This is a genomic window from Methylobacterium sp. C33D, from assembly GCF_053345825.1.
This window is the reverse complement of sequence record NZ_JBKFAV010000003.1, coordinates 133,922-159,141: the sequence shown is the minus strand read 5'-3', so window position 1 is coordinate 159,141 and position 25,220 is coordinate 133,922. Positions and strand designations below refer to the sequence as shown.

At 70.8% G+C, this 25,220-nt stretch carries 26 protein-coding genes; 9 read left to right on the top strand and 17 right to left on the bottom strand.

The annotated features are described in order from the left end of the window. Positions 1–3 precede the first annotated feature (3 nt). From ACLBXO_RS03255 to ACLBXO_RS03225, 7 genes are all read right to left on the bottom strand, one after another. On the bottom strand, positions 4–264 hold the full coding sequence (locus ACLBXO_RS03255; RefSeq protein ID WP_331317504.1) for a BrnA antitoxin family protein: 261 nt from the start codon (positions 262–264) through the stop codon (positions 4–6). A 6-nt stretch (positions 265–270) separates the two neighbouring features. Then, the gene (locus ACLBXO_RS03250) at positions 271–588 is read right to left on the bottom strand and encodes a hypothetical protein (protein ID WP_012320114.1); all 318 of its coding nucleotides are present in this window, start codon (positions 586–588) and stop codon (positions 271–273) included. Positions 589–886: 298 nt separating this feature from the next. Continuing rightward, positions 887–1,882, bottom strand: coding sequence for a TonB family protein (locus ACLBXO_RS03245; RefSeq protein ID WP_447684490.1), 996 nt, complete (start codon positions 1,880–1,882; stop codon positions 887–889). A 4-nt stretch (positions 1,883–1,886) separates the two neighbouring features. Next, a complete protein-coding gene (locus ACLBXO_RS03240) occupies positions 1,887–2,372 on the bottom strand; it encodes an ExbD/TolR family protein (protein ID WP_331317508.1) in 486 nt (161 codons plus the stop codon). A gap of 55 nt (positions 2,373–2,427) precedes the next feature. Next, positions 2,428–3,117, bottom strand: coding sequence for a MotA/TolQ/ExbB proton channel family protein (locus ACLBXO_RS03235; RefSeq protein ID WP_331290896.1), 690 nt, complete (start codon positions 3,115–3,117; stop codon positions 2,428–2,430). 132 nt (positions 3,118–3,249) lie between these two features. After that, the gene (locus ACLBXO_RS03230; RefSeq protein WP_447684489.1) at positions 3,250–3,720 is read right to left on the bottom strand and encodes a Tat pathway signal protein; all 471 of its coding nucleotides are present in this window, start codon (positions 3,718–3,720) and stop codon (positions 3,250–3,252) included. 74 nt (positions 3,721–3,794) lie between these two features. Continuing rightward, on the bottom strand, positions 3,795–4,274 hold the full coding sequence (locus ACLBXO_RS03225; RefSeq protein WP_331317511.1) for a hypothetical protein: 480 nt from the start codon (positions 4,272–4,274) through the stop codon (positions 3,795–3,797). 419 nt (positions 4,275–4,693) lie between these two features. Here ACLBXO_RS03225 and ACLBXO_RS03220 point away from each other — a divergent pair, with 419 nt between their 5' ends. Together ACLBXO_RS03220 and ACLBXO_RS03215 are read left to right on the top strand one after the other, a co-directional pair. Continuing rightward, positions 4,694–5,122 (top strand): Hsp20 family protein, encoded by a 429-nt coding sequence (locus ACLBXO_RS03220; RefSeq protein ID WP_210032855.1) that lies wholly within the window; start codon positions 4,694–4,696, stop codon positions 5,120–5,122. 101 nt (positions 5,123–5,223) lie between these two features. Next, positions 5,224–5,508, top strand: a complete 285-nt coding sequence (locus tag ACLBXO_RS03215) for a BQ00720 family protein (protein ID WP_020092805.1) — start codon at positions 5,224–5,226, stop codon at positions 5,506–5,508. A gap of 34 nt (positions 5,509–5,542) precedes the next feature. On the opposite strand, the gene ACLBXO_RS03210 is transcribed toward ACLBXO_RS03215, so the two are convergent. Next, positions 5,543–6,310, bottom strand: a complete 768-nt coding sequence (locus ACLBXO_RS03210; protein WP_447684488.1) for an alpha/beta hydrolase — start codon at positions 6,308–6,310, stop codon at positions 5,543–5,545. Positions 6,311–6,417: 107 nt separating this feature from the next. Here ACLBXO_RS03210 and ACLBXO_RS03205 point away from each other — a divergent pair, with 107 nt between their 5' ends. From ACLBXO_RS03205 to ACLBXO_RS03195, 3 genes are all read left to right on the top strand, one after another. Next, positions 6,418–7,704: a glycosyltransferase family 4 protein gene (locus ACLBXO_RS03205; RefSeq protein WP_447684487.1), complete on the top strand. Its 1,287-nt coding sequence runs from the start codon at positions 6,418–6,420 to the stop codon at positions 7,702–7,704. A gap of 209 nt (positions 7,705–7,913) precedes the next feature. Beyond that, positions 7,914–8,435 (top strand): translation initiation factor IF-3, encoded by a 522-nt coding sequence (infC, locus tag ACLBXO_RS03200; RefSeq protein WP_020092802.1) that lies wholly within the window; start codon positions 7,914–7,916, stop codon positions 8,433–8,435. 301 nt (positions 8,436–8,736) lie between these two features. Then, entirely contained in the window at positions 8,737–9,522 is a 786-nt protein-coding gene (locus ACLBXO_RS03195) for a HesA/MoeB/ThiF family protein (RefSeq protein ID WP_331317519.1), read from the top strand. On the opposite strand, the gene ACLBXO_RS03190 is transcribed toward ACLBXO_RS03195, so the two are convergent. From ACLBXO_RS03190 to rpmI, 5 genes are all read right to left on the bottom strand, one after another. Next, positions 9,511–10,392: a DUF1186 domain-containing protein gene (locus tag ACLBXO_RS03190; protein WP_447684486.1), complete on the bottom strand. Its 882-nt coding sequence runs from the start codon at positions 10,390–10,392 to the stop codon at positions 9,511–9,513. The genes ACLBXO_RS03195 and ACLBXO_RS03190 overlap by 12 nt on opposite strands. A gap of 7 nt (positions 10,393–10,399) precedes the next feature. Beyond that, on the bottom strand, positions 10,400–12,820 hold the full coding sequence (gene pheT, locus ACLBXO_RS03185; protein ID WP_447684485.1) for a phenylalanine--tRNA ligase subunit beta: 2,421 nt from the start codon (positions 12,818–12,820) through the stop codon (positions 10,400–10,402). 98 nt (positions 12,821–12,918) lie between these two features. Further along, entirely contained in the window at positions 12,919–14,001 is a 1,083-nt protein-coding gene (gene pheS / locus ACLBXO_RS03180) for a phenylalanine--tRNA ligase subunit alpha (protein WP_447684484.1), read from the bottom strand. Positions 14,002–14,157: 156 nt separating this feature from the next. Beyond that, positions 14,158–14,535: a 50S ribosomal protein L20 gene (gene rplT, locus ACLBXO_RS03175; protein ID WP_010682315.1), complete on the bottom strand. Its 378-nt coding sequence runs from the start codon at positions 14,533–14,535 to the stop codon at positions 14,158–14,160. Positions 14,536–14,586: 51 nt separating this feature from the next. Next, on the bottom strand, positions 14,587–14,790 hold the full coding sequence (gene rpmI / locus ACLBXO_RS03170; RefSeq protein ID WP_007561407.1) for a 50S ribosomal protein L35: 204 nt from the start codon (positions 14,788–14,790) through the stop codon (positions 14,587–14,589). 466 nt (positions 14,791–15,256) lie between these two features. On the opposite strand from rpmI, the gene ACLBXO_RS03165 reads away from it, so the two are divergent. The 3 genes from ACLBXO_RS03165 (at position 15,257) to dapE (ending at position 20,140) form a co-directional block, all read left to right on the top strand. Next, positions 15,257–16,387, top strand: coding sequence for a glycosyltransferase family 4 protein (locus ACLBXO_RS03165; RefSeq protein ID WP_331317527.1), 1,131 nt, complete (start codon positions 15,257–15,259; stop codon positions 16,385–16,387). Between the two features lie 148 nt (positions 16,388–16,535). Continuing rightward, positions 16,536–18,881, top strand: coding sequence for an amylo-alpha-1,6-glucosidase (locus tag ACLBXO_RS03160; RefSeq protein WP_331317529.1), 2,346 nt, complete (start codon positions 16,536–16,538; stop codon positions 18,879–18,881). 80 nt (positions 18,882–18,961) lie between these two features. Continuing rightward, entirely contained in the window at positions 18,962–20,140 is a 1,179-nt protein-coding gene (gene dapE / locus ACLBXO_RS03155) for a succinyl-diaminopimelate desuccinylase (RefSeq protein WP_447684483.1), read from the top strand. Here dapE and truA read toward each other — a convergent pair. The 4 genes from truA to recR form a co-directional block, all read right to left on the bottom strand. Further along, positions 20,122–20,883 carry a tRNA pseudouridine(38-40) synthase TruA gene (gene truA, locus ACLBXO_RS03150; RefSeq protein WP_331317532.1) on the bottom strand — a complete coding sequence of 254 codons (762 nt, stop codon included), beginning with the start codon at positions 20,881–20,883 and terminating at the stop codon, positions 20,122–20,124. The genes dapE and truA overlap by 19 nt on opposite strands. Then, on the bottom strand, positions 20,883–21,812 hold the full coding sequence (fmt, locus tag ACLBXO_RS03145; protein ID WP_447684482.1) for a methionyl-tRNA formyltransferase: 930 nt from the start codon (positions 21,810–21,812) through the stop codon (positions 20,883–20,885). Before fmt ends, truA begins: the two co-directional genes overlap by 1 nt. Before the next feature lie 7 nt (positions 21,813–21,819). Then, positions 21,820–22,335 (bottom strand): peptide deformylase, encoded by a 516-nt coding sequence (gene def, locus ACLBXO_RS03140; RefSeq protein WP_331317535.1) that lies wholly within the window; start codon positions 22,333–22,335, stop codon positions 21,820–21,822. 104 nt (positions 22,336–22,439) lie between these two features. Continuing rightward, entirely contained in the window at positions 22,440–23,045 is a 606-nt protein-coding gene (recR, locus tag ACLBXO_RS03135; protein WP_331317537.1) for a recombination mediator RecR, read from the bottom strand. A gap of 415 nt (positions 23,046–23,460) precedes the next feature. Here recR and ACLBXO_RS03130 point away from each other — a divergent pair, with 415 nt between their 5' ends. Next, on the top strand, positions 23,461–25,080 hold the full coding sequence (locus tag ACLBXO_RS03130) for a phosphoenolpyruvate carboxykinase (RefSeq protein WP_447684481.1): 1,620 nt from the start codon (positions 23,461–23,463) through the stop codon (positions 25,078–25,080). Positions 25,081–25,220: the final 140 nt, after the last annotated feature.

Genomic DNA, 25,220 nt, shown 5'->3' with positions numbered 1-25,220 from the left:
GTCTCAGGCCTCGGCCGCTGGGACGAGCCCCTTCAGAGCCTCATTGATGCGGTCCTGCCAGCCAGGCCCGTCCTTCTGGAAATGCGCGAGCACGGCGCTGTCGAGGCGCAGGCTCACCACCTCTCGGGAGCCCGGGATCGCCGCCGGCCGGGGCATGGCCTGCGGCGGCGGGGCGGCGGGCTTCGGGCTCGTGGCGGCCCGGAACGCCGCCTCGGCTGCCGCGCGGGGGTCGGTGAAGCGGCGGCGGTTGCGGTCTTCGGCCATCGACCTCTAGCCCTTCGCGGTCGTCTTCTTCGGCGCGGCCTTCTTGGCGCTGCCCTTGGCGGCCGCCTTGGCTTCCTTCTCGGCCGCCTTGGCCTGCGCGTCCGCGGCCTCCTTGGCGAGCCGGAGCGAGCGCAGTCGCACGGTCCGTTCATCCATCGCCTTGATGGCCGCGTGATGCTCCGCCATCGCCTGGGCGCCCTCGCGAGCCATGCGCTCCGCCCGTTCCGCGCGCTCGGCGCGGTTCTCGGCGCGCGTCTTGGCTTCCGCCTCCGCGTCGCGGGTGGCGTTCACCTCGTCGAGGTCGTACTCAGTGTCGTCGCTCATCCTGTCCCTTTCACCCCGACTCGACGGGTCCGACCCGGCGCAGCCTGCGCGGGACGGGGTCAGAGCGGGTCCGGCCTGTTCGAGGGGCGGAGGGCAAGGCCGGATCGGCGCCCTCCCGCATCGCCGTCAGGCGCGCGGGGAGGGCAGGTTCACGAAGGCTTTAGCATGCCCGCGCGGCCGATGGCGAATCCGGATCGCGGGCAGGGACTGACGGCGCACACTATTCGTACGCGTCCACTGGACAATCCGGATCCGGCCCGAGTTCAGCCGAGAGGATCCGGGCGCGATCGACCCCCGATCAACGCACGCGGAAGTTGAGCGGAATGGAGACCGAGAGGCTCGACTGGGTCACGCCGGGGGGCGCCGCCGGCATGGAGCCGCGCACCGCCGCGAGGGCGGCGCTGTCGATCTGGCCGATCCCGCTGGAGCGGGCCACGCCCGCACCCGTCACCTGACCCGAGCGCATCACGGTGAAGCGCACCACCGCGGTCCCGCCGCCGGTGCCGACCGCCGCGTTCACGTTCATCCGGCTGTGGATCGCCGCGCTGATGGCGCCCTGCCACTGCCGCATGGCGCTCGGATCGTTGCCGGCGGCGGCGCGGCCAGCAGCGTTCGCGCGCGAGGCCGAGGCCGAACTGCGCTCGGCGCCCGCCCGCGCCTTGGCCTCGCGGGCCTTCGCCTCGCGCGCGGCCTTGGCCTTCGCCTCGCGGATCTCCTCCAGCCGTTCCTGCCGTGCCTCCTCGCGCTTCTGCTCGCGGAGCTTCTCCTCACGGATCTTGCGCAGCTTGGCTTCCCGCTCCGCCTTGAGCTTCGCCGGGTCGGGCGTCGGCTTGGGCGGCTCCTCGGTCTTCGCCACCTCGGTGGGCGGCGGTGCCAGCGGCTCGGCGGCCTCGGACGCGGAGGTGATCACCTGGCTCTGCGCCTCCACGGGCTGAGCCTCCGGCGGCGTCTCGACTGCCTGGGTGTCCTCCGGCTTCACCTCGGTCATCTCGGTCGGCGGCGGCGGCTGGACGGCTTCGTCCGGCGGCGCGTCCACCGGCTTCGTCTCCGGCGGCGCCTCCTGGCTCATCTGCTGCTCCGCCGGGGCCTCGGTGGTCGCGTCGGTCATGAGCGGCGCGAGGTCGACGGTGATCTGCTGCTCGCCGGGCGGTGCGGGCGGCGAGAGCCGCAGGAACATGACCGCGGCGAGCACGCAGGCGTGCAGGCCCAGGGCGACCAGGAAGGCGGCGAGCAGTCCGGACGGTCGGCGCTCACCGAGGCCGGCCGGCATATCCGTCGGCGTGAAGGTGCTCATCGGTTCAGCGCGCGGTCCCTGCGGGTGCGGCGGGCGCGGCGGCGGGCGCGGCAGGAGCGGCGCCGCCGGGCGACTGCGCGATCAGCGACACCTTGGTGAAGCCGGCCTGCCCGACGAGGCCCATGACCTCCATGACCTTGCCGTAGGGCACGTCGCGGTCGCCGCGCACCAGGATGACCTGGTCCTTGTCGGTCGCCGCCATCTCGCGCAGGCGCGGCACGATGCTCTCCATCGTGAACACCTCCTTGGCGATGGACGGGTTGCCGTCCTTGTCGACCGTCACCTCGGCGGGCTTCTTCGACTGCGCGACCTTGGGGGCCGCGGTCTTCGGCAGCTGGACCGGCACGCCGGTGGTCATCAGCGGCGCGGCGACCATGAAGATGATCAGCAGCACGAGCATCACGTCGACCATCGGGGTGACGTTGATCTCGGACATCGGCACGTCGTCGAGGTCGTCGTCGTCGTTCGCGCGAATGGATCCCATCGCCATGGGGCGTCTCCGGTACCTTGACGTTCGGCTCTCTGGGGGCGGGCGCCGGTCGGCTCTACTCGGCGGCCGCGCGGTGGGCGCCGGCGCGGTCGCGCGCGAGGCGGTTGCCCAGAACCGAGATGTAGGACGAGAAGGTGCTCTGGATGCCGCTCACGTCGCTCGACAGCTTGTTGTACGCCATCACCGCCGGGATCGCGACGACGAGACCGATCGCGGTCGCGAACAGCGCTTCGGCGATGCCCGGCGCCACCACGGCGAGGGAGGTGTCCTGGCTCCGGGCGATGGACGAGAACGAGTTCATGATGCCCCAGACGGTGCCGAACAGGCCGACGAACGGGGCCGTGGACCCGGAGGTCGCGAGCAGCGACAGACCGGTGCGCAGGCGCTTCACCTCGATGGTCAGAGCGCCCTTCATCGCCCGCTCGATGCGGTCGCGGCGCTCGGCTCTTGTCTCGGAGGAATCCTGATCGCGCCACGCGTCGATCGCCGCCTTAACAACGTGGCCGGCGATGCCGCGGTGCTCGCCGTCGAGGCTGCCGCCAGAGCGGACCAGGTTCGCGAAGGCCTTGGCCTGCCGCCGCGCGGCGGCGAGCCGGATGACCTTCTCGAACACCACCGTCCAGCAGGCGATCGAGGCGATCACCAGCAGGATCATCACGCCCTTCACGATCGGGTCGGCCTGCAGGAACAGTCCGAGGAACGAGAAGTCGTGGGCCGCCTCGATCGGGGCTTGTGTCGGGTCCATCGCGGGCTCCTGGCGTCCTGGTCTCACGCGGCCTTGCGCCGCCATCGTCACGGGGTGCGGCGAAAGCCGCGCGCCGCCCGGCGGGCCTCGCCGCCGGGCGGTTTGGTCTCGTCGACCGTCACACCACCCGCATCAGCGGTCGAACGGGAGGCCGGCCTTGCTGTCGGTCTCGGTCCGCTCGAGGCAGGCCTCACGTCCCGCGTCGCCGCCGTCGCAGGTCAGAACGTCGTTCAGGAGGACGCGTCCGACCTTGTTGCAGGCGATGCCGGGAAAATCGAAGATCTTCACGGTGGTCTTCTTCGGCGGCAGCGGCCCGAGCTCGACGGCCACGCGCTTCTGCGCGACGCCCTCCGGGTCGAAGGCGAAGAGATCCACCTTGTAGGTCTTGAGGCCGGACCCCTTGTTGTCGATCACCATCGTGATCCGGCAGGCCTCGCCCGCGGTCTCGACCTTGTTGAGCTGCAGCTTGATCGGCGCCTTCTCGGACGCGTCCTGCGCCAGGGCCGACACGACGAGGAGCGCCGAGAGCGCGAAGCAGGCCGCCGTGTCGAGGGCGATGCGCCCGATCCGACGGCGGTACAGGGGAGCGCGCAGGGCAAGCACCGTATCAAAGTCCTCTTCGAGTTCGCGCCGGCCGGCGGGTCGCGCCGCGCGGGCCGGGGTTGCGGGGCGCCGGATCAGTGCAGCACCGTCCCGGCCGGGCAGGAGGCAGGGGCGAGGCGCTCGGCCGCCGCGTCCAGCGGCCCGACCGCCGCGCGGACCGCCGCCACGAGGCGCGGTGCCGCATCCCGGCCGGTGATCTCGGCCGCGGCCGCCTCGAGATCCGCCCAGAGGCGCTGTCGACCCCGGTTGATCAGCGTCACCAGCGCGCATTCGTGGCCGGTGACGCGGCAGCAGCTCGCCGGCATGAACGACCAGTCGCCGTCGCGCTCCGCACGGAGCGCCCGGATGATCGCGACCACGCAGGCGACGAAGCGGCAGCCCTCCGTCGGCCCGAGCAGCTGCTCGGCGCCGTCGAAGGCCGCGTTCCAGCAGGCGACGTCGCTGGTCATGTAGCCGGCCGCCACGAAGCGGGCCACCGACAGGGCCAGGATGTCGGCCTCGTCGCCGCACACGTCGGCGACCCGCCGCATCGCCGCATGGTTCGACGGGGTCATGGGCGTGCTCACGGCTCCGGTGCCTCACGTCGCGCGAGAAGATCGCGGCGACCAATCTCGGAAGCCGGATTATCGCCTGCCGCGGCAGTATCCAGGCCCGCGGCCCGGATCAAGGGCCGGGGAGAAAATCAGAGCAGTTCCAAACTGTTAGAAGAAAGCGTGGCTGTTCCTGGCTTTGCCTATGCATCCCGTCAATTTTTGCCGAAATATCCTGGGTCAGCGTCTGCGGCACGCCGGCGGTCGTACGGATCGCCTCCCTTGATGGCTCAATGGGCCTTGGCCATATCTCCGTGTTGCCGGCGTCGTCGCGTCCGGCGGAGCGCTGCCCCGGGCGGGCTCCTGTCGACGAGGTGCTCAGGCATCCCGGGATTGCGGCAGATCCCTGGGTCGGAGGCCTCGCTTTGTGGATGATGGCCGCGATGACTCGATCCTCGCCCTTCGGGCACCCGTTCCTGCTCGGCTTCGACGAGATCGAGCAGGCGCTCGATCGGGTCTCCAAAGCCGCCAACGACGGCTACCCGCCCTACAACATCGAGCGTCTGCCGCGGACCGAGAGCGAGCCCGAGCGCCTGCGGATCACCCTGGCGGTGGCCGGTTTCACCCGCGACCAATTGGACGTGATGTTGGAGGAGAGCCAGCTTGTGGTGCGCGGCCGGCAGGTCGACGAGCGCGAGCGCCACTTCCTCCACCGCGGCATTGCGGCGCGGCAGTTCCAGCGGACCTTCCTGCTGGCGGACGGCATGGAGGTCCTCGGCGCCGACCTCGCCAACGGGCTGCTGTCGATCGACCTGGTCCGGCCAGAGCCGGACCGGATCGTGCGCAAGATCGATATCGGCGCCCGGGGCTAGGGCCCACCGATTGATTGGCCGGCGCGCATCCCCATCTCAGGGCGGAGCCGCCGGTGCCTTCAGGATCGGCGGTAGACGCTCTGCCACCCCAGGAGGGCTTGATGACCGATCTGAACCCGTCTCCCCTGACCCCGGCCGATCTCGATCCGGCTGATTTCCAGCCCGCCGATCTCGCGGCGCTGGGCGAGGGGCACATCGCCTACGTCCGGCCGATCCGGTCCGACGAGGTTCGCCGCTTCTTCCCGCAGGCTCCCGAGCTGACGCCCGGGCTCGACCTGTTCGCTCTGCTCTCGGCGAGCGGCGCCCCGATCATGCTCGCCGATTCGCGGGACGTGGTGCTGGCCAACGCCGCCGCGCACGACCTGCAGCCCGTCAGCCTGCACTGATCATCTGCGCTGACATGCCTGATCGGGGGATCGGTCAGGCGATGTCGGCCACCGCTGCCACGAGCCGCGCGATGTCCTGCGGCCGCGACAGCCGGTGGTCGCCGTCGGCAATCAGCGTCAGCACGGTCCCCTCGGCCGGCAGACGTTCGATCGTCCGCAAGGCGTGGGTGTAGGGGACGTCGGTGTCCCGCATGCCCTGCAGGATGTGCACCGGGCAGGCCGGATCCACCGGCCCGCCCAGCATGCAATGCCGGCGGCCGTCGTCGATGAGGGTCCGCGTGATCGGGTCCGGCTCCGGCGCGTAGTCGCTGGGTTTCCTGAGGACCCCGTCCCGGATCAGCATCTCGCGGGCCGCCTCGGTGAGGCGGTTCCAGATCAGCTCCTCCGTGAAGTCCAGCGCGGGCGCGATGAGCACCAGCCCCGCCGTCGCCTGCCCGCGGGCAACCCGGTCGCGGGCCGCGAGGCAGGCGATCCAGCCGCCCATCGACGAGCCGACGAGCACCGGCGCCTCCGTTACGTAGGCTGCCAGGACGGCCTGCGCGTCCTGGAGCCAGGACGAGATGGTGCAATCCGTGAAGGTGCCGCCCGAGGCACCGTGCGCGGCGTAGTCGAACCGCACGAGCCTCCGGCCCGTCCGTTCGGCCCAGGCATCGAGCGCCGTCGCCTTGGTCGCGGTCATGTCGGAGCGAAAGCCGCCGAGCCAGACCACCGGCGGCCCGCCGCCCGGGCGCACCCGCACGGCGATGCGGCGGGCCGCGTCGCCGGTGCCGACGGTGAGGAACTCGGGGGCCGTATCCGTCATCGTTCTCTCCGGTATCCCTGTCTCGAGACGGAAGAAGTCCGGTCCTGAACGGTTCGGCTTCAACTCTCGTTTACCGGACCGTAAAGCCCGGCGGCGATGCTGGATCAATGGCAGCGAGCATTTGGCAGATACCGGCCGGGGGCCTGCGCGTCCTCGCCGAGGGCCCGCGGACGGGCGAGGGAACCCACGCTCTGTCGGGCTTCCCGGCGGAGGTCGGGGCGCTGGCCGGCGCCCGCATCCTGCAGATCATCCCCGAGCTCGACGCCGGCGGCGCCGAGCGCACCGCGGTGGATGTGGCGGGCGGGCTCGCCGCCGTCGGTGCCCGTGCCCTCGTGGCGACGGAGGGCGGACGTCTCGTCGGCGAGTTGCAGGCCAAGGGCGGTCACTGGCTCCGGTTCCCGGCCGCGTCGAAGAACCCGGCGCTGATGGCGGTGAACGTCCTGCGCCTGATGGCGCTCTGCCGCCGCGAGAAGGTGCAGATCATTCACGCCCGCTCCCGCGCGCCGGCCTGGGTCGCCCTCGGGGCGGCGCGCCGCCTGGGATTGCCGTTCGTGACCACCTATCACGGCAGCTATTCCGGCCGGACCGGCGTGAAGGTTCTCTACAACTCGGTGATGGCTCGCGGTGACGTGGTCATCGCCAACTCGCACTACACCGCGGACCTGATCCACCGACTGCATGCCGAGCAGGCCGGCGACCGTGTCCGGGTCATTCACAGGGGCACCGACCTCGCCGTGTTCAACCCGGTGGCCGTGGGAGCTGCCCGGGTCGAGGCGCTGCGCCGGAGCTGGAACGTGGCGCCGCACGAGCGTGTGATCCTGCTGGCCGCCCGCCTCACTGCCTGGAAGGGCCATCGCGTGCTGATCGAGGCCGCCGCGCAGATGCGCGACCGCGGCGTTCCCGATCTCGCCGTGGTCCTGGCGGGGGACCCGCAGGGCCGCGCCGCCTACGAGCGCGAGCTCGACGCGCTCATCGCGGCGCGCGGGCTCGGCGGCGTCGTCCGCCGGGTCGGGCACTGCACCGACATGCCGGCGGCCTTCCGCGCGGCCTCGGTGGTGGCGGTGCCGTCCGTGGAGCCCGAGGCCTTCGGGCGCTCGGCCGTGGAGGCGCAGGCGCTCGGCGCCCCGGTGGTGGTCTCGGACCTCGGCGCCGTGCCGGAGACGGTGCTGGCACCGCCCGAGACCCCCGCGGGCCAGCGCACCGGATGGCGCGTGCCGCCCGGCGACCCGGCCGCGCTCGCCGCCGCCCTCAGCGAAGCGCTCTCCCTCGGCGCGAGCGCCCGCGACGCCCTCGGCCGGCGGAGCCGCGCGCATGTCGAGGCGCACTTCTCCCTGGAGCGGATGGTCGGCGACACGCTGGCCGTCTATGCCGGGCTGCTCGGCCGGTCGGCCTGAAGGCGGCACCGGGACGGGCCTCGAATCGCGACGCGGCGGCCGAATATTTCCGGCACCGCGACGGTAGCCGGTTGACTCTGGCCGCGGTTCCACCAACGTTGTATGTCCGGATGAGACCGGAGCGGCTGGCGGTCAGGAGATCCTCCTGAAGATCCGCCGTTTCGCCGTTGCAGCAGGAGACCTAAGCCATTCGTAGACCGATGAGAGCCATGCCGGCCCCGCAGAAGGACGGGCCGCGCGCCAACCGCGACATTCGCGGAGTGCGGGAAGTGCAGCTGATCGACGACACCGGGCAGAACCGCGGCGTCGTTCCCTTCTTCGACGCCCTCAATCTGGCCGAGGAGGCCGGTCTCGATCTCGTGGAGATCGCGCCGAACTCCGTGCCGCCCGTCTGCAAGCTGCTCGATTACGGGCGCTTCCGCTTCAACGAGCAGAAGAAGCAGAACGAGGCCCGCAAGCGGCAGAAGACCGTCGAGGTGAAGGAGATCAAGCTCCGGCCCGGCATCGACAAGCACGACTACGACACCAAGATGAAGTCGGTGCACCGCTTCTTCGAGGAGGGCGACAAGGTCAAGGTGACCCTGCGCTTCCGCGGTCGTGAGATGGCTCACCAGGACATCGGTCTGCGCCTGCTGGAGCGCGTGAAGAGCGAGACCGCGGAGATCGCCAAGGTCGAGAGCGAGCCGATGCTCGAAGGCCGGCAGATGATCATGATCCTCGCGCCGCGCTGAGCGGCGCGGATCGAGAGACGCGAGACCCGCGCCGCCTCCTCACCGGGGCGGCGTTTCGCGTTCCGAGCCCTCGAACAGCGGAGCGTGCAGGGCTATACGCTTCCTGTCGATCACGGCACCGCCGTCTTCGTGAGCGGAGCGAAGCAACCCGGTGTCGCGCCGCGCCGAGAGACGCCTCGCTGACCTGAATCGGCGAGATGCGCCCGCGATGACGAGGTCGAAGCAGCGGCCGAGACTCCGACGCGCCTTCGAGACGCGCCCGATCCTTCCATGCGCGGCCACGGCAGTCTATGGGCAGCCCATGGCCCTCGCTCCCGATGAGATCGAACGCTACGCCCGCCACCTCGTCCTCGCGGAGGTCGGCGGTCCCGGCCAGGCCCGGCTCAAGGCCGCCCGGATCCTCGTCGTCGGGGCGGGCGGCCTCGGCGCGCCGCTGATCCAGTACCTCGCCGCCGCGGGGATCGGCACGATCGGCCTCGTCGACGACGACACGGTCTCCCTGTCGAACCTGCAGCGGCAGGTGATCCACGGGACCCCTGATCTCGGCCGGCCGAAGGTGGAGAGTGCGGCCGACGCGGTCGCGCGGCTCAACCCGCACGTGACGGTGGTGTCGCACCCGTTCCGGATCGACGCGGGCAACGCGGTCGACCTGATCGGCGGCTACGACCTCGTCGCCGACGGGTCCGACAATTTCGCCACGCGCTACGCGGTGTCCGACGCCTGCTTCCGCGCGCGTCGGCCGCTGGTCACGGCGGCTCTGGGCCGCTTCGACGGCACGCTGACCACGATCCGGGCCCACGAGACGGGGCCAGACGGGACGCCGAACCCGACCTATCGCTGCCTCTTCCCGAACCCGCCGCCGCCGGGCAGCGTGCCCGCCTGCGCGGAGGCCGGCGTCCTCGGCGCGCTCGCCGGCGTCATGGGCTCGCTGATGGCCATGGAGGTGATCCGGGCCGTGGCGGGCTTCGGCGAGCCCCTCGTCGGGCGCCTGCTCATGGTCGACGCCCGCGCCATGCGGTTCGAGACCCTGAGCTACGGCTGGGATCCCGAGAACCCGCTCAGCGGCAGCGGCGCCTCAGCCGCCTGAGGATCCCGGCGGCATCCACGGCCCCTCCGCCTCGGCCTTGCCGAGGCAGCATTTCTTGAATTTCTTTCCCGAGCCGCAGGGGCAGGGATCGTTGCGGCCGACATCCTTGAACGGGTTGCGCTGCGGCTCGCCCGCGCCCTCCTCGGCCCAGTCGAGGGCCTCGACCGGATCGTCGAGGTAGCCGTACTGGTAGGGCCCCAGCCGGTCCCGGTCGTCCGGCTTGGTCTCCGCCTTGCGCAGGGCCTCCTTGAACCACCCGGCGTCGCTGATCTCGTCGGTCAGCCGTCCGTCGGCGCGGGCCGCGGCCGCGCGGGGCGCGAGGTCCCGGAAGCCGAGATGCGCGATCGTCTCTTCCCAGCCGACCCAGGCCGGCCCGTCCTCCACGGCAGCCTGCGCGTCGTCGAACCGGACCAGCAGGTCGTGCATCGCGGCCCGGTCGATCCGTCCCTCCAGGGTCACGAAGGTGCAGGCGCACATCAGCGCCATGCGCGCGTGATCGTCGACCGTGCTGTCCAGGATCAGCCGGAACAGCGGCTGCGGATCGCCGTCGAACAGGCTCGCCACGACCTTGGCCAGCGTCGCCGTGACGGCGTCGCCCAGCACCGCGTCGAGGGTCTCCCCGTCGTGCCGGAGCAGCCTGAGGAGCGGCGCGAGGGCGCGTGTGTCCCGGGCATGGGCCATGACGTGCAGGCCCCAGAACAGGAGGTTCGTCTCCTCCGGCGCCAACTCGCGCCCGTCGGCGGCCGCCTCGAGCAGCGGCAGCGTCGCCTCCGCGACGGCGGCCGGGTGGTTGAGGGCCTCCCGCAACGCCGCCTTCGGCCGGTACTCGGCCGCCGCGAGGTCGTCGATGAGCAGGGCGATCCGGTCCATGCGTTCCTCAGGCCCGGAGGGTCGCGCCCGTCTTGCGGGTGACCTCGGCGACGATCCTGGCGCTCACCGCCTCGATCTCCGCGTCGGTCAGGGTCCGCTCGACGGGCTGGAGACGCACCGCGATCGCCACCGACTTCGCGCCGTCCGGCACGCCCGGCCCCTCGTAGAGGTCGAACACGTCGACGCCCGTCACCAGTTTGCGCTCGGCGTTCTGGGCGGCCTTGACGATGTCGCCCGCCGGCACGTCGCGGCCGACCACGAAGGCGAAGTCCCGCGACAGCGGCTGGAATTCCGACAGCGCCAGGGCGGGCTTGGCCTTGGTCGGCTTGAGCTTGGGCAGGGGCAGGGCGTCGAGGACGATCTCGAACGCCACGAGCGTTCCCTTCAGGTCGAGGGCCTGCAGCGTCCGCGGATGCACCTCCCCGAACCAGCCGATCTCCGTCTTCGGGCCGAAGCGCAGCGTGCCCGAGCGGCCGGGATGGAGCCAGGACGGGCCGCCCGCCGCGATCTGGAGGCCACCCGTCGGCACGCCGAGGCTGCCGAGCAACGCGATGGCGTCGGCCTTGGCGTCGAACGCGTCGACGGTCGCGGTTTTGCCGTTCCAGTGCCGCCCGGCGCCGGCCAGGGTCGCGCCGCCGCGGCGGACCGCCGCCGCGCGGACGGTCTGGCCCTCCGGCACGTCGGAGGCGAAGCACTGGCCGACCTCGAACAGGGCGGAGTCCGGATGGCCGCGGTCGGCGTTGCGCTGCGCCGCGCGCAGGAGGCCCGGCACGAGGCTCGGCCGCATGTCGGACAGCTCCGAGGCGATCGGGTTGGCCAGCACGAGGTCGGCCCCGCCGCCGCCGAACAGGACGGCGTCGTCGTGCGGCACGAACGACCACGTGACCGCCTCCATGAGGCCGCGGCTCGCGAGGGCGCGCTTGGCCATGCGGGTCCGCTTCTGCATCACGGTGAGCAGCGGGCGGCCGATCCCGGCGAGCGGCGGCAGCGGCTCGGCCACGATCCGGTCGAGACCGGCGATGCGGACGACTTCCTCCACGAGGTCGGCCTTGCCCTCGACGTCGGGCCGCCAGGACGGCGGCAGCACCGTCACCCGGTCCCCGGAGCCGGTGACGTGGAAGCCCAGCGTCTCCAGGATCTGCTGCATCTCGGCGCGCGGCACGTCCAGGCCGGCGAGGCGGCGGACCTCGGTCCAGGGGAAGTCGATGCTGCGCGCGGTTTCGGGCGCTTCGCCGGCGATCCGCGCCTCGGTCGGCGTACCGCCGCAGAGGTCGACCACGAGCCGCGTCGCGAGGTCGAGGCCCGGGAGCGTGAAGGCCGGATCGACGCCCCGCTCGAAGCGGTAGCGCGCGTCGGTGATGAGGCCGAGGCGGCGGCCCGACTGGGCGATGTTGGCCGGGTCCCACAGGGCCGACTCGATCAGCACGTCCGTCGTGCCCGCGTCGCAGCCAGACGCCTCGCCGCCCATGATGCCGGCGATCGATTCGACGCCGTTCGCGTCGGCGATCACCACGGTGTCGTCGGCCAGCGTGTGGGTCCGGCCGTCGAGGGCGCGCAGGCTCTCGCCCGCCCGCGCCCGCCGCACGGTCAGCGTGCCGGCGATTTTGGCGGCGTCGAAGACGTGCAATGGCCGCCCGCGGTCGAACGTGACGTAGTTGGTGATGTCGACGAGGCTGTTAATCGGGCGCAGGCCGATGGCGCGCAGTCGGGCCTGCATCCAGGCCGGCGACGGGCCGTTCCTGACGCCGCGCACCAACCGCAGAGCGAAGAGCGGGGCCAGGTGCCGGTCGGCCGGCGCGAGGTCCAACGCGACCTCGACCGGGCAGGGACCCTCGCCGCGCACGTTCGGCAGCGCCTCGCCCTTGAGCGTGCCGAGGCCGGCGGCCGCGAGGTCGCGGGCGATGCCGTGGACCGAGGTGCAGTCCGGCCGGTTCGGCGTCAGGTTGATCTCGATGACCGGATCGTCGAGTCCGGCATAGAGGGCGTAGGCCTGGCCGACCGGCGCGTCGGTCGGGAGTTCCAGGATGCCGTCATGGTCGTCGCCGAGGCCGAGCTCGGCGCCCGAGCACAGCATGCCGTGGCTCTCGACGCCGCGGATCGTGCCCACCGACAGGGTGATGTTCTTGCCGGGGACGTAGGTGCCGGGCGGCGCGAAGACCGAGACGAGGTCGGCCCGGGCGTTCGGAGCGCCGCAGACCACCTGCACGGGGGCGCCCGCGCCGGTGTCGACGGTGCAGACCCGGAGCCGGTCGGCGTTCGGATGCTGCTCGGCCGTCAGGATCCGGGCGATCACGTAGGGCTTGAGCGCGGCGGCCTTGTCCTCGACGCCCTCCACCTCCAGGCCGATCCGCGTGAGCGTCTCGGCGACGGTGTCGAGGGAGGCCTCGGTCTCGAGGTGGTCCTTGAGCCAGGAGAGGGTGAATTTCATGATGGACCTTCGAGAGCCCGGTATCGGCTCGACCGTCGGAGGAACAGGATCGCGGCGCCCTCACCGGGGCCGGAGGGCCGCGGCGGGGCCGGGGCGGCTCAGCCGGTGAGGCCGCCCACGAGGCTCGGCACGTCGAGCGGGCGGAAGCCGTAATGGTCGAGCCAGCGGACGTCGGCCTCGAAGAACGGGCGCAGGTCCGGCATGCCGTATTTCAGCATGGCGATGCGGTCGATGCCGACGCCGAAGGCGAAGCCCTGCACGGCGTCCGGGTCGAGCCCGCAATTGCGCAGCACGTTCGGGTGCACCATCCCGCAGCCCAGGATCTCCAGCCAGTCGTCGCCCTCGCCGAAGCGGATCTCGCCGCCCTTGCGCGAGCACTGGATGTCGACCTCCGCGGAGGGCTCGGTGAACGGGAAGAAGGACGGGCGGAAGCGCATCTTCACGCCCTCCACCTCGAAGAATGCCTTGCAGAACTCCTCCAGCACCCATTTCAGGTTGGCGATGTTGGCGCTGGTGTCGATCACCAGCCCCTCGACCTGGTGGAACATCGGCGTGTGGGTCTGGTCGGAATCGTGCCGGTAGGTCCGGCCCGGGATGATCACGCGGATCGGCGGCGTCTGCGCCCGCATGGTCCGCACCTGCACCGGCGAGGTGTGGGTGCGCAGCACCTTGCGCTGCCCGTCGCGGTCCGGGGCCAGGAAGAAGGTGTCGTGCATCTCGCGGGCCGGGTGGCCGGGCGGGAAGTTGAGCGCCGTGAAGTTCAGCTCGTCCGTCTCGATGTCCGGACCCTCGGCGACCGCGAAGCCCATGTCGGCGAAGATCGCGGTGATCTCGTCGATGACCTGGGAGATCGGGTGGATCCGGCCGCGCACCTCGGGGGCCTCGCGGACCGGCAGGGTCACGTCGACCCGCTCGGAGGCGAGGCGGGCCTCCAGGGCGGCCTCGGCGAGTTCGGTCTTGCGCGCGGTGACGGCGCCCTGGACCCGGTCGCGCAGGCCGTTGATCAGGGGCCCGCGCTCCTTGCGCTCGTCCGGCGTCATCGCGCCGAGGGTCTTCAGGAGGTCCGAGACGCTGCCCTTCTTGCCGAGCGCGGCGACGCGGACCGCGTCGAGGGCCGCCTCGTCGGCGGCCGCGCCCACCTGGGCCAGGAGGTCGCGTTCCAGGGTGTCGAGATCGGTCATCGCTGTCTTCGAGCAGGGTTGGCGGAGTCGGCCGTCGGGCCGTGCTCTCGCGCGTTGTGCGCCCGGGCGCAAGCGCGGGGCGCGGGACCTCGTAAACGACGAAGGCGCGGCTCCCTGGGGAACCGCGCCTTCCGTCCGTCTCGCCTCAGGCCTGGATCAGGCGGCCTTGGCGGTGTTCTGCGGCAGCGCGGCCTTCGCCTTCTCGACGACGGCGGCGAAGCTCGCCGGCTCGTGGATCGCGAGCTCGGACAGCGCCTTGCGGTCAACCACGATGCCGGACTTCGCCAGGCCGTCGATGAAGCGCGAGTAGGTCAGGCCGTGCTCGCGGACGGCCGCGTTGAGGCGCTGGATCCAGAGGGCGCGGAACGTGCGCTTCTTGTTCTTGCGGTCGCGGTAGGCGTACTGCAGACCCTTCTCCACCGCCTGCTTGGCGATGCGGATCGTGTTCTTGCGCCGGCCGTAATAGCCCTTGGCGGCCTTCAGAACCTTCTTGTGCTTCGCGTGACTGGTCACGCCGCGCTTGACGCGGGCCATCGGTTATCTCCTGGATTCGACGAAAGACAGTGGCAACGGGTGTCGAAGGACTTACCGCGCGTTCGGCAGGAAGTACTTCTTCACGTTGGCGGCATCGCCCTCGAACAGGGTCGTGGTGCCGCGCAGGTTGCGGATCTGCTTGGTCGTCCGCTTGATCATCCCGTGGCGCTTGCCGGCCTGGGCGTACATCACCTTGCCGGTGCCGGTGATCTTGAAGCGCTTCTTCGCGCCCGATTTCGTCTTCAACTTGGGCATTTGGCTCTCCGTTGCGCGAAAGGATCTCTGCCCGACCCGGGGGATCGGATGAGGTTCGCGCGCTGATGCTTCTGGTGGAGCAGCACGAGCCGCCACGGCAGCCCTATCGGCCGGGCGGTTCGACGCGGGGCGGCTTATGACAGAAAGCTGACGCGGCGGCAACGTCCGCCGGCCTGAGCACGAGATCGAGATCCGACGGAACGCCCCGGCGGGCTTCGGCGTATCGAGCCCGAGGACGGGGCTTCCGCGCGCGACGTCGGTGCGGGCGAGCCGGAAACGGCGCCGCAACGGCCGTCTTCCCCGTGCTGATTCGGAGGAATTCGGGGACGGCTGCCGCGCCGCACAAAACGGTGCGGGACAGCGGGAGCGCCAGGAACCATAACCTTGGCCGTCGGTTTCATTCATGTCCCGCTCAGGCCGGCAGGGTTAGACCCCCCGTCAAATTCGGCCAACCAGGAGACACTCCGTGCGCATTGCCCAGATCGCTCCGTTGTCGGAGGCCGTCCCTCCGAAGTTCTACGGCGGCACCGAGCGCGTCGTCAGCTGGATTACAGAGGAACTGGTCCGCCAGGGCCACGAAGTCACGCTGTTCGCGAGCGGCGACTCCGAGACGACTGCCAAGCTCGCGGCCTGCACGCCCGAGGGCCTGCGCCTGCTCGGGTATCGGGATCACACGGCCAGCCACCTGGCGATGCTGCATCAGGTGCACCGCCGCGCGCACGAGTTCGACATCCTGCACTTCCACATCGACCTGCTGCAGTACCCGATGTTCGAGGACCTGAACCACAAGTGCATCACCACGATGCACGGTCGCCTCGACGTGCCGGACTTCATGCCGGTCTACCGCACCTTCACGGGCATGCCGCTGGTCTCGATCTCCGACAACCAGCGCCTGCCCATGCCGCCGACCTCCAACTGGCTGGCGACGATCCATCACGGCCTTCCTGCCGAGAACTGCCCGTACTACCCGGACGCCAAGGGCGGCTACCTCGCCTTTCTCGGCCGCATCTCGCCCGAGAAGCGGCCCGACCGCGCGATCGAGATGGCGATCCGCTCCGGCACGCCCCTCAAGATCGCCGCGAAGGTCGACAAGGCCGACCAGGATTACTGGGACGAGGTCATCGAGCCGATGATCCATCACCCGCTGATCGAGTACATCGGCGAGATCAACGAGGAGCAGAAGAAGGACTTCCTCGGCAACGCCCTGGCGCTCGCCTTCCCGATCGACTGGCCGGAGCCCTTCGGCCTCGTGATGATCGAGGCGATGTCGGCCGGAACCCCGGTGATCGCGTTCCGCAACGGCTCCGTCCCGGAGGTGATCAAGGACGGCGTCGGCGGCGTGCTGTGCGAGAACATGGACGACGCCGTGGCGGCGGTCGCCAAGGTCAAGACCATGAGCCGCGCCGGCGTGCGCCGTCACTTCGAGAGCGCCTTCACCGCCGAGTGCATGGTGAAGAAGTACGTCGCCGCCTACGAGGACCTGCTCGCCCGCGGCGCCGACGTGATCAAGCTGCCGAAGTCCGGGTTCAAGCCGCAGTACGGCGAGGTCAACGGCTCGGCGCGTCCGGCGATCCCCGTCGCTGCCATGCCGGCCTGAAATCCGGCACCGGGCTTGCGAGGCGGGTCCGGCTCGGCCTAGCGTCTTAAAGGCGACTCATCCGTAGGGTGAACAAGGGCTGCTGCATCGAACGGATGCGGCAGCCCTCTCGATTCGCACCTCTCACTTGCACCCGGAGATGCCCTGCATGGCGGCGGACAACACGGCAGCGGCCCACGATGCGAAGGCCCGGACCGCGGCGAGCGTCGGAAGCGTGGCGCACGGTTTCCAGGACGCGGACGACGTCCTTCCGCCCTACCACATCGAGGCGCAGACCTCCCTCGTCGAGCGGCCGCTGCGCTCACTGAAGTTCGGCGAGGCCTTCGGCGTCCTCGATTCCTACGGCGATATTGGCGTCCAGCCCGGCCCGGAGGGGCTCTACTTCCAGGACACGCGCTACCTCTCCCGCCTGGAGGTGACGGTGGAGGGCCAGCGCCCGCTGATGCTCTCCTCGGTGATGCAGGACGACAACGGCGCGCTCAGCGTCGACATGACGACGCCGGACATCCGCATCGACGCCCACGATGAGACCTCGATCCCGCGCGAGACGGTCGCGATCGAGCGCACCAAGTTCCTGTTCCGCGGCGCCTGCTACGACCGGATCGGCCTGCGCTCCTTCGACTCGAAGCACCGCCGCCTGCGCATCGCCGTCACCTTCGACGCGGATTTCCGCGACCTTTTCGAGGTGCGCGGGACCGACCGGAAGGAGCGCGGCAAACGCGGCGTCCTGGTGGCGAGCGACCGCGAGGTGCAGTTCCGCTACGTCGGCCTGGACGAGATCGTCCGGACGACGTCGCTGCATTTCGGTCCGAAGCCCGATTCGATCGAGCCCGGCAAGGTGGTGTTCGACGTGTCGCTCCCCCCTGGTGGCCGGACCTCGCTGTTCATCCGCGTGACCTTCGAGGCGCATCGGGCCTTCACCAAGCCCCCGACGGACACGATGGTCGGCGAGGACGCCGCCGCCCGGCTCACGCTCGCGGCCAATGCCGGCGGCGCGCGGCGCGAGCCGAAAGACCTCGGCGAGGGCACGATCTTCGCCCGTGCCTACCGCGATTCGCGGCGCGACCTGCGGGCGCTGACGGCGGGCATCACCACGATCATCTCGTCGAACGATCAGTTCAACGAGGGCCTGTGCCGGGCTACGGCCGACCTCTACATGCTCGCAAGCCGCACCCCGGAGGGCATCTACCCCTTCGCCGGCATTCCCTGGTACTCCACGGTATTCGGGCGCGACGGCATCATCACGGCGATGATGGCGCTCTGGATCGACCCGAAATTCGCCCGCGGCGTGCTGCGCTACCTCGCCTCGACCCAGGCCAAGGCGGTCGACCCGGCCGCCGACGCGCAGCCCGGCAAGGTCCTGCACGAGACCCGCCGCGGCGAGATGGCGATGCTCGGCGAGGTGCCGTTCCGGCACTATTACGGCACCATCGACGGCACGCCGCTCTTCGTGATGCTGGCCTGGGAGTACTACGCGGTCACGGGCGATCTCGAGACCGTGCGCGCGATCTGGCCGGCCCTCGAACTCGCCCTCGAGTGGATGGACCGCTACGGCGATCGCGACGGCGACGGCTTCGTCGAGTACGCCCGCGACACCGACAAGGGTCTCGAGAACCAGGGCTGGAAGGACAGCCACGACTCGATCTTCCACGCCGACGGCCACCTGGCCAAGGGTCCGATCGCCCTCTGCGAGGTGCAGGGCTACGTCTACGCGGCCAAGAACGGCATGGCGAAGCTCGCGGCGCTCCTCGGGCACGATCCCATGGCCGAGCGCCTCACCCAGGAGGCAGCGAGCCTGCGCGAGCGGTTCGACGCGGCGTTCTGGAACGAGGAGATCGGCACTTACGCGCTGGCCCTCGACGGCGCGAAGAAGCAGTGCGCGGTGCGCTCCTCCAATGCCGGGCACGCCCTGTTCACCGGCATCGCCAAGCCGGAGCGGGCGGCGCGGGTCGCCGAGACGCTTCTGTGCAAGGACGGCTTCAACGGCTGGGGTGTGCGCACGATCGCCAAGGGCGAGGCGCGCTACAACCCGATGTCCTACCATAACGGCTCGATCTGGCCGCACGACAACGCGCTGATCGCGATGGGTCTGGCGCGCTACGACCGCAAGCACGAGGCCGCGCGCATCTTCCAGGGGATGTTCGACACCTCGCTCTACCAGGACCAGAAGCGGCTGCCGGAGCTGTTCTGCGGCTTCATGCGCCGCAAGCAGCGCGGCCCGGTCTCGTACCCGGTCGCCTGCAGCCCGCAGGCCTGGGCGGCGGCGGCGCCGTTCGCGTTCCTGGCGGCTTGCCTCGGCCTCGAACTCGACCACGAGCGCAACCGCGTCCGGCTCAAGAACCCGATCCTGCCGGGCTTCCTCGACGGGGTGACCCTCTACAACGTCAAGCTCGGCGGCTCGCGCCTGGACATCCGGTTCCAGCGCTACGACGACGACGTCACCGTCTCGGTGCAGCGCCGCCACGGCGACGTGCAGGTGGTCGTCACCAAGTAGGACCCGGGAAGGGAGTTCCGGGGCGGCCCGCTTCGGGTTAAGCGGGCCGCGCGGCCCGTCGCGCCGCCGAGGACGGATCCATGCCGGCTGACCACCACGCCCCCGACGCGGCCCTGCGCCTCGCGCAGGACCTGATCCGGTGCCCGTCCGTGACGCCGGAGGATCGGGGCGCCCTCGACGTGGTCGCCGACACGCTCCGGCCGGCCGGCTTCGCGGTCGAGCGGCCGGTCTTCTCCGAGCCCGGCTACCCCGACACGCCGAACCTCTACGCCCGCGTCGGGCAGGGCGGTCCGTGCCTCGTCTTCGCCGGCCACACCGACGTGGTGCCGGAAGGCGAGGGTGCGTGGCGGCACGATCCCTTCGCGGGCACCGTGGCCGACGGCATGCTGTACGGCCGCGGCGCCGCCGACATGAAGGGTGGCGTCGCCTGCATGCTGGCGGCGACGCTCGCCTTCCTCGACCGGCGCGGGGCCGAATTCGGCGGCTCCATCGCGTTCCTGATCACCGGCGACGAGGAGGGTCCGGCGGTCAACGGCACCGTGAAACTCCTCGACTGGGCGCGGCGCCGGGGTGAGCGGTTCGACCACTGCGTCCTCGGGGAGCCGACCAATCCAGGCCGGCTCGGCGAGATGATCAAGATCGGCCGGCGCGGGTCGCTGACCGGCAAACTCACCGTGCTCGGCCGCCAGGGCCACGTCGCCTACCCGCACAAGGCCGAGAATCCGATCCCGGGCCTGCTGCGCCTCGCCTCGGCGCTGGTCGCCGAGCCGCTGGATCGCGGGACGGCGCATTTCGACGCCTCGAACCTCGAATTCACCACGATCGACGTCGGCAACCCCGCCACCAACGTGATCCCCGCGACCGCGCGGGCGACCTTCAACATCCGCTTCAACGACGACTGGACGGCCGAGAGCCTCGGCGCCGAGATCCGCCGGCGCCTGGAGCAGGCGGCCGGGAACGCGGTGCGCTTCAGCCTCGACCTGCAGCCCTCGAACGCGCCGGCTTTCCTGACGCGGCCGGACGCCTTCGTGACGCTCGTCGCGGAGGCGATCCGGGCCGAGACCGGCCTCACCCCGACGCTCTCCACGACGGGCGGCACGTCGGATGCCCGCTTCATCAAGGATGCCTGCCCGGTGATCGAGTTCGGCCTCGTCGGCGAGACCATGCACCAGACCGACGAGTGCGTGGCGGTCGCCGATCTGGAGCGGCTGACGGCGATCTACGGGCGCGTGCTCGACGCCTACTTCCCCAGATCGTAGTCGACGCCCACGAAGGTCAGCCCGGCGGCCGGGGCCAGCGGCCCGCACCGGCGCTTGTCGCCCGAGGCGAGGATCTCGGCGACGTCATCTGCCGAGAGGCGGCGGCTGCCGGCGAGCATCAGCGTGCCGACCATCGCCCGGACCTGATGGTGCAGGAACGAGCGCGCCGACGTCGCGACCACGATCTCGTCGTGGAGCGCCATCGGCGCGCGGGCCACGTCGAGCTGCTCCAGCGTGCGGATCGGGCTGTTCGCCTGGCACTCGGCGGCCCGGAAGGCCGAGAAGTCGTGGCGGCCGACGAGGCGCTGGGCGGCTTCGTGCATCAGGTCTGCGTCGAGGAGCCACGGCACCTGCCAGACATGGGCCCGCGTCAGCGCGGCGGGGCTGCGCCGGTTGAGGATGCGGTAGCGGTAGTGCCGGCGGATCGCCGAGTGGCGGGCGTCGAAGCTCTCCGGCACGATCTCGGCGGACAGGATCGCCACCGGCTGCGGCCGCAGATGGGCGTTCAGGGCGTCCCGCACCGTGTCGGTCCGCCAGTCCTTGGCGAGGTCGAGATGGGCGACCTGATGGATCGCGTGCACGCCGGCATCGGTCCGGCCCGCGCAGGTGAGCCGGGCGTCCTCGCCGGAGAAGCGCGTGACCGCCGCCTCGATCGCGCCCTGGACCGTGGGATCGTCCGCCTGCCGCTGCCAGCCGCAGAACGGACCGCCGTCGTACTCGATGACGAGCTTGTAGCGGGGCATCAGCCGAGGCTGGCGCCGGGCGCCAGCCGCGCGCCGCGGACGAACTCGGCCCCGCTCGCGCTTCCGCCCTTCCCGGCGCGGCGCAGCTCCAAGAGGCGTACGGCACCGCTGCCGCAGGCGACCGTACCGTCGGAATCGCGCAGCGTCCCCGGCGCGCCCGAACCCTCTGCCGGAGCGGCGCGGAGCACCTTCACGCGCTCGGGCCCCTTGCCGAGATCGACCTCGAAGAAGGCGCCGGGGAACGGCGACAGCCCGTTGATCCGGTTGGCGACCTCAGCCGCCGGCCGCGACCAGTCGATCCGGGCCTCGTCGTTGGTGATCTTGTGGGCGTAGACGACGCCGTCCTCCGGCTGCGGCGCGAAGGTCAGCGTGCCCGCCGCGAGCGCCGCGAGGGCGCGCGCCATCAGGTCGGCGCCGAGCGGCATGAGCGCGTCGTGAAGGGCGCCCGCGGTCATGCCCGGGGCGATCGGCAGCCGGGCCTCGAGCGCCACGGGACCGGTGTCGAGGCCCGCCTCCATCCGCATGACGCCGACGCCGCTCTCGGCGTCGCCCGCCATCACGGCGCGCTGGATCGGCGCCGCGCCGCGCCAGCGCGGCAGCAGGGATCCGTGCAGGTTGAGGCAACCGTGCTTCGGCGCGTCGAGGATCGCCTGCGGCAGCAGCATCCCGTAGGCGACCACCACGGCGACGTCGGCCCGGTGCGCCGCGAAAGTTTCGGCGGCCTCGGGTGTGCGGAGCGTCGACGGCGTCAGGACCGGCACGCCGAGCGCGTCGGCGAGCGCGTGGACCGGGGAGGGGCGCAGGCTCATGCCGCGGCCGGCCTTCGCGGGAGCGCGGGTGTAGACCGCCGCGATCTCGTGCCCGTCCCGCGCGAGCCGCGCCAGCGTCGGCACCGCGAAGTCGGGCGTGCCCATGAAGACGACGCGCATGGCCGGATCAGGCCGCGTCGCGCTTGGCCGCCTTGGTGAACTTCTTGATCACCCGGTCGCGCTTCAGCTTCGACAGGTGGTCGATGAACAGCACGCCGTTGAGATGGTCGATCTCGTGCTGGATGCAGGTCGAGAGCAGGCCGTCGGCCTCGATCTCCCGCTCCGTGCCGTCGAGGTCGCGGAACTTCACGCGCACCCGGTCCGGCCGCTCGACCTCGGCATAGTAGTCCGGGATCGACAGGCAGCCCTCGTCGTAGACGCGCTTCTCCTCCGACGACCAGACGATCTCGGGATTGATGAAGACCCGCGCGTCGCGGACGCCTTCCTCCTTGGATGTGTCGATCGTCACGACGCGCTTGGCGACGCCGATCTGGATCGCCGCCAGCCCGACGCCGGGTGCGTCGTACATCGTCTCGAACATGTCGGCGACGAGGGTCCGGATCTCGGCGGTGATCGGCCCGACCGGCTCGGAGCCCAGGCGCAGGACGGGATCGGGGAGGATGACGAGCGGGCGGATGGTCATGGCGGGAACCGGCAGGGAAGGCGCCGGGACGGGTCCGGGCTCACTGTCGCATAGGATGCGGCCGAGGACCGGTCAAATACCGGTTCGCTGCCTGTCGCCGACCCTCAGAATGCCGTCCGGCTGCGGATCGCCGCCGAGAGCGTGCCTTCGTCGAGGTAGTCGAGCTCGCCGCCGACCGGCACGCCGTGGGCGAGGCGCGTGACCTTCACGTCGCAGTGCCGGATCGACTCGGTGACGTAGTGGGCGGTGGTCTGGCCGTCGACGGTGGCGTTGAGCGCCAGGATGACCTCGCTGACCTCGGGCCGTGCCACGCGCTCCACCAAGCTCGCGAGGTTCAGGTGCTCCGGGCGCACGCCGTCGAGCGCCGACAGGACGCCGCCGAGCACGTGGTAGCGCGCCTTGACGGCTCCGGAGCGTTCCAGGGCCCAGAGGTCGGACACGTCTTCCACCACCACGAGCGTCGTCGGGTCGCGCTCGGCGTCGCGGCAGATCGTGCACGGGTCCGAGGTGTCGACGTTTCCGCAGCTCGTGCACACGATGATGCGGTCGGCCGCCACGCGCATCGCGTCGGCCAGGGGCCCGAGCAGCGTGTCGCGCTTCTTGATGAGCTGCAGGGCGGCGCGCCGCGCCGAGCGCGGTCCGAGGCCCGGCATGCGGGCGAGGAGCTGGATCAGGCGCTCGATCTCGGGGCCGGCGACGGCTTGGGGCATCGTACCTCTGGGACGAGGAAGGGATTGCGGACCCGGACGGGCATAGACGGCGCCGGGCGCCGCGCAAGGGTCCGTGCGCGGGCGAGCACCCGCGTATGTGGTATATGGGTATTCTGAAGCCGCTTCACCGGTGGCATTATGCTGCGCGGCGGATGCAACTGCTTACAGACCCCGGTTCCTGAGTCCACGACTGTGGTCTAACCTGTTTGTACATGTTGCGGGCTCCTGGCGGGGCCCATTATGACAGCGAAGCTTCGCCGCCTACTCGCGAGTGGGACGGAAAGCTGCCGGGAACGGAGATCCTGCGTGCGGCGGTCCTGTACGACCGCACGGACGTCTCCCGGGCAAACCCGGACGGCGTTGCCGTCCGGCTCAGTCGCGTCGACGGTCGAACAGGGGCCCGGGAGATACGATCTTGACCAATATCGGTGATCACAACGCGGCCCACGGCGCCGAGGCGGCAGGCTTCCGCGACCTCAAGGCCGTCCACTGGAATTTCGAGGCGCCGCGCCTCTACGAGGAGGCTCTGTCCCGCAAGGAGGCCCAGCTCGCCCGCGGCGGCGCCCTCGTCGCCACCACCGGCAGCCATACCGGTCGCTCGCCCAAGGACAAGTTCGTGGTCCGCGATGCCGGCACCGAGAACGAGGTCTGGTGGGACAACAACGGCGCCATCACGCCAGAGCAGTTCGAGACCCTGCGCCAGGACTTCTTGAAGCACGCTGAGGGCAAGGAGCTGTTCGCCCAGGACCTCTACGGCGGCGCCGATCCGGCCTACCGGGTCAAGGCGCGGGTGTTCACCGAGTTCGCGTGGCATTCGCTGTTCATCCGCAACCTGCTGATCCGGCCGGACCGATCCGAGATCGCGTCCTACGTGCCGGACATGACGATCATCGACCTGCCGAGCTTCCAGGCGGACCCCGCCCGGCACGGCTGCCGGTCGAAGACCGTGATCGCCATCGACTTCTCGAAGAAGCTCGTGCTGATCGGCGGCTCCGCCTACGCGGGCGAGATGAAGAAGTCGGTCTTCACCTACCTGAACTACATCCTGCCCGGACAGGGCGTGATGCCGATGCACTGCTCGGCCAACGCGGCGCTGGACGCCGAGGGCGGCTCGGCGATCTTCTTCGGCCTCTCGGGCACCGGCAAGACGACACTGTCGAACGACAGCTCCCGCCAGCTGCTCGGCGACGACGAGCACGGCTGGTCGAATTCCGGGATCTTCAACTTCGAGGGGGGCTGCTACGCCAAGACCATCCGCCTCTCGCGCAACGCCGAGCCGGAGATCTACGCCACCACCGAGCGCTTCGGCACGGTGATGGAGAACGTGATCATCGATCCGGTCACCCGCGCGCCGGACTTCGACGACGCGTCGCTCACCGAGAACACCCGCTGCGCCTACCCGCTGGACTTCATCGCCAACGCGAGCGCCACCGGCCGGGCCGGGCATCCCAAGAACATCGTGATGCTGACCTGCGACGCCTTCGGGGTGATGCCGCCGATCGCCAAGCTCACCGGCGCCGAGGCGATGTACCACTTCCTCTCGGGCTACACCGCCAAGGTGGCCGGAACGGAGCGCGGCCTGACCGGACCGGAGGCAACCTTCTCGACCTGTTTCGGCGCGCCGTTCATGCCGCGGCATCCGAGCACCTATGGCAACCTGCTGCGCGACCTCATCGCCAAGCACAGCGTGGATTGCTGGCTGGTCAACACGGGCTGGACCGGCGGCGGTGTCGGCACCGGCCGGCGCATGCCGATCCGCGTGACGCGCCGCCTGCTGAGCGCCGCCCTCGACGGCTCGCTGGCGCAGGCCGAATTCCGCCGCGACCCGTATTTCGGCTTCGCCGTGCCGGTCTCGGTTCCGGGCGTCGAGCCGCACATCCTGACCCCGGTCAAGACCTGGGCCAACAAGGGTGCCTTCGTCGAGACGGCGGCGCGGCTGGTGAAGATGTTCGACGACAACTTCAAGCGGTTCGAGGACCATGTCGACGCCGACGTGCGCGCCGCCGGGCCGACCGCTCAGGCGATCGCGGCGTAAACCGAGAGCGGGCGGCCCGCGGGGCCGCCCCAGTCGTCTTTGCGAGCGGAGCGAAGCAATCCAGTTGCGCCACGCTTGCGAGCGTCGCGCTGCCCTGGGTTGCTTCGCACCGCTCGCGAGGACGGTTCGGACGTCTCGTC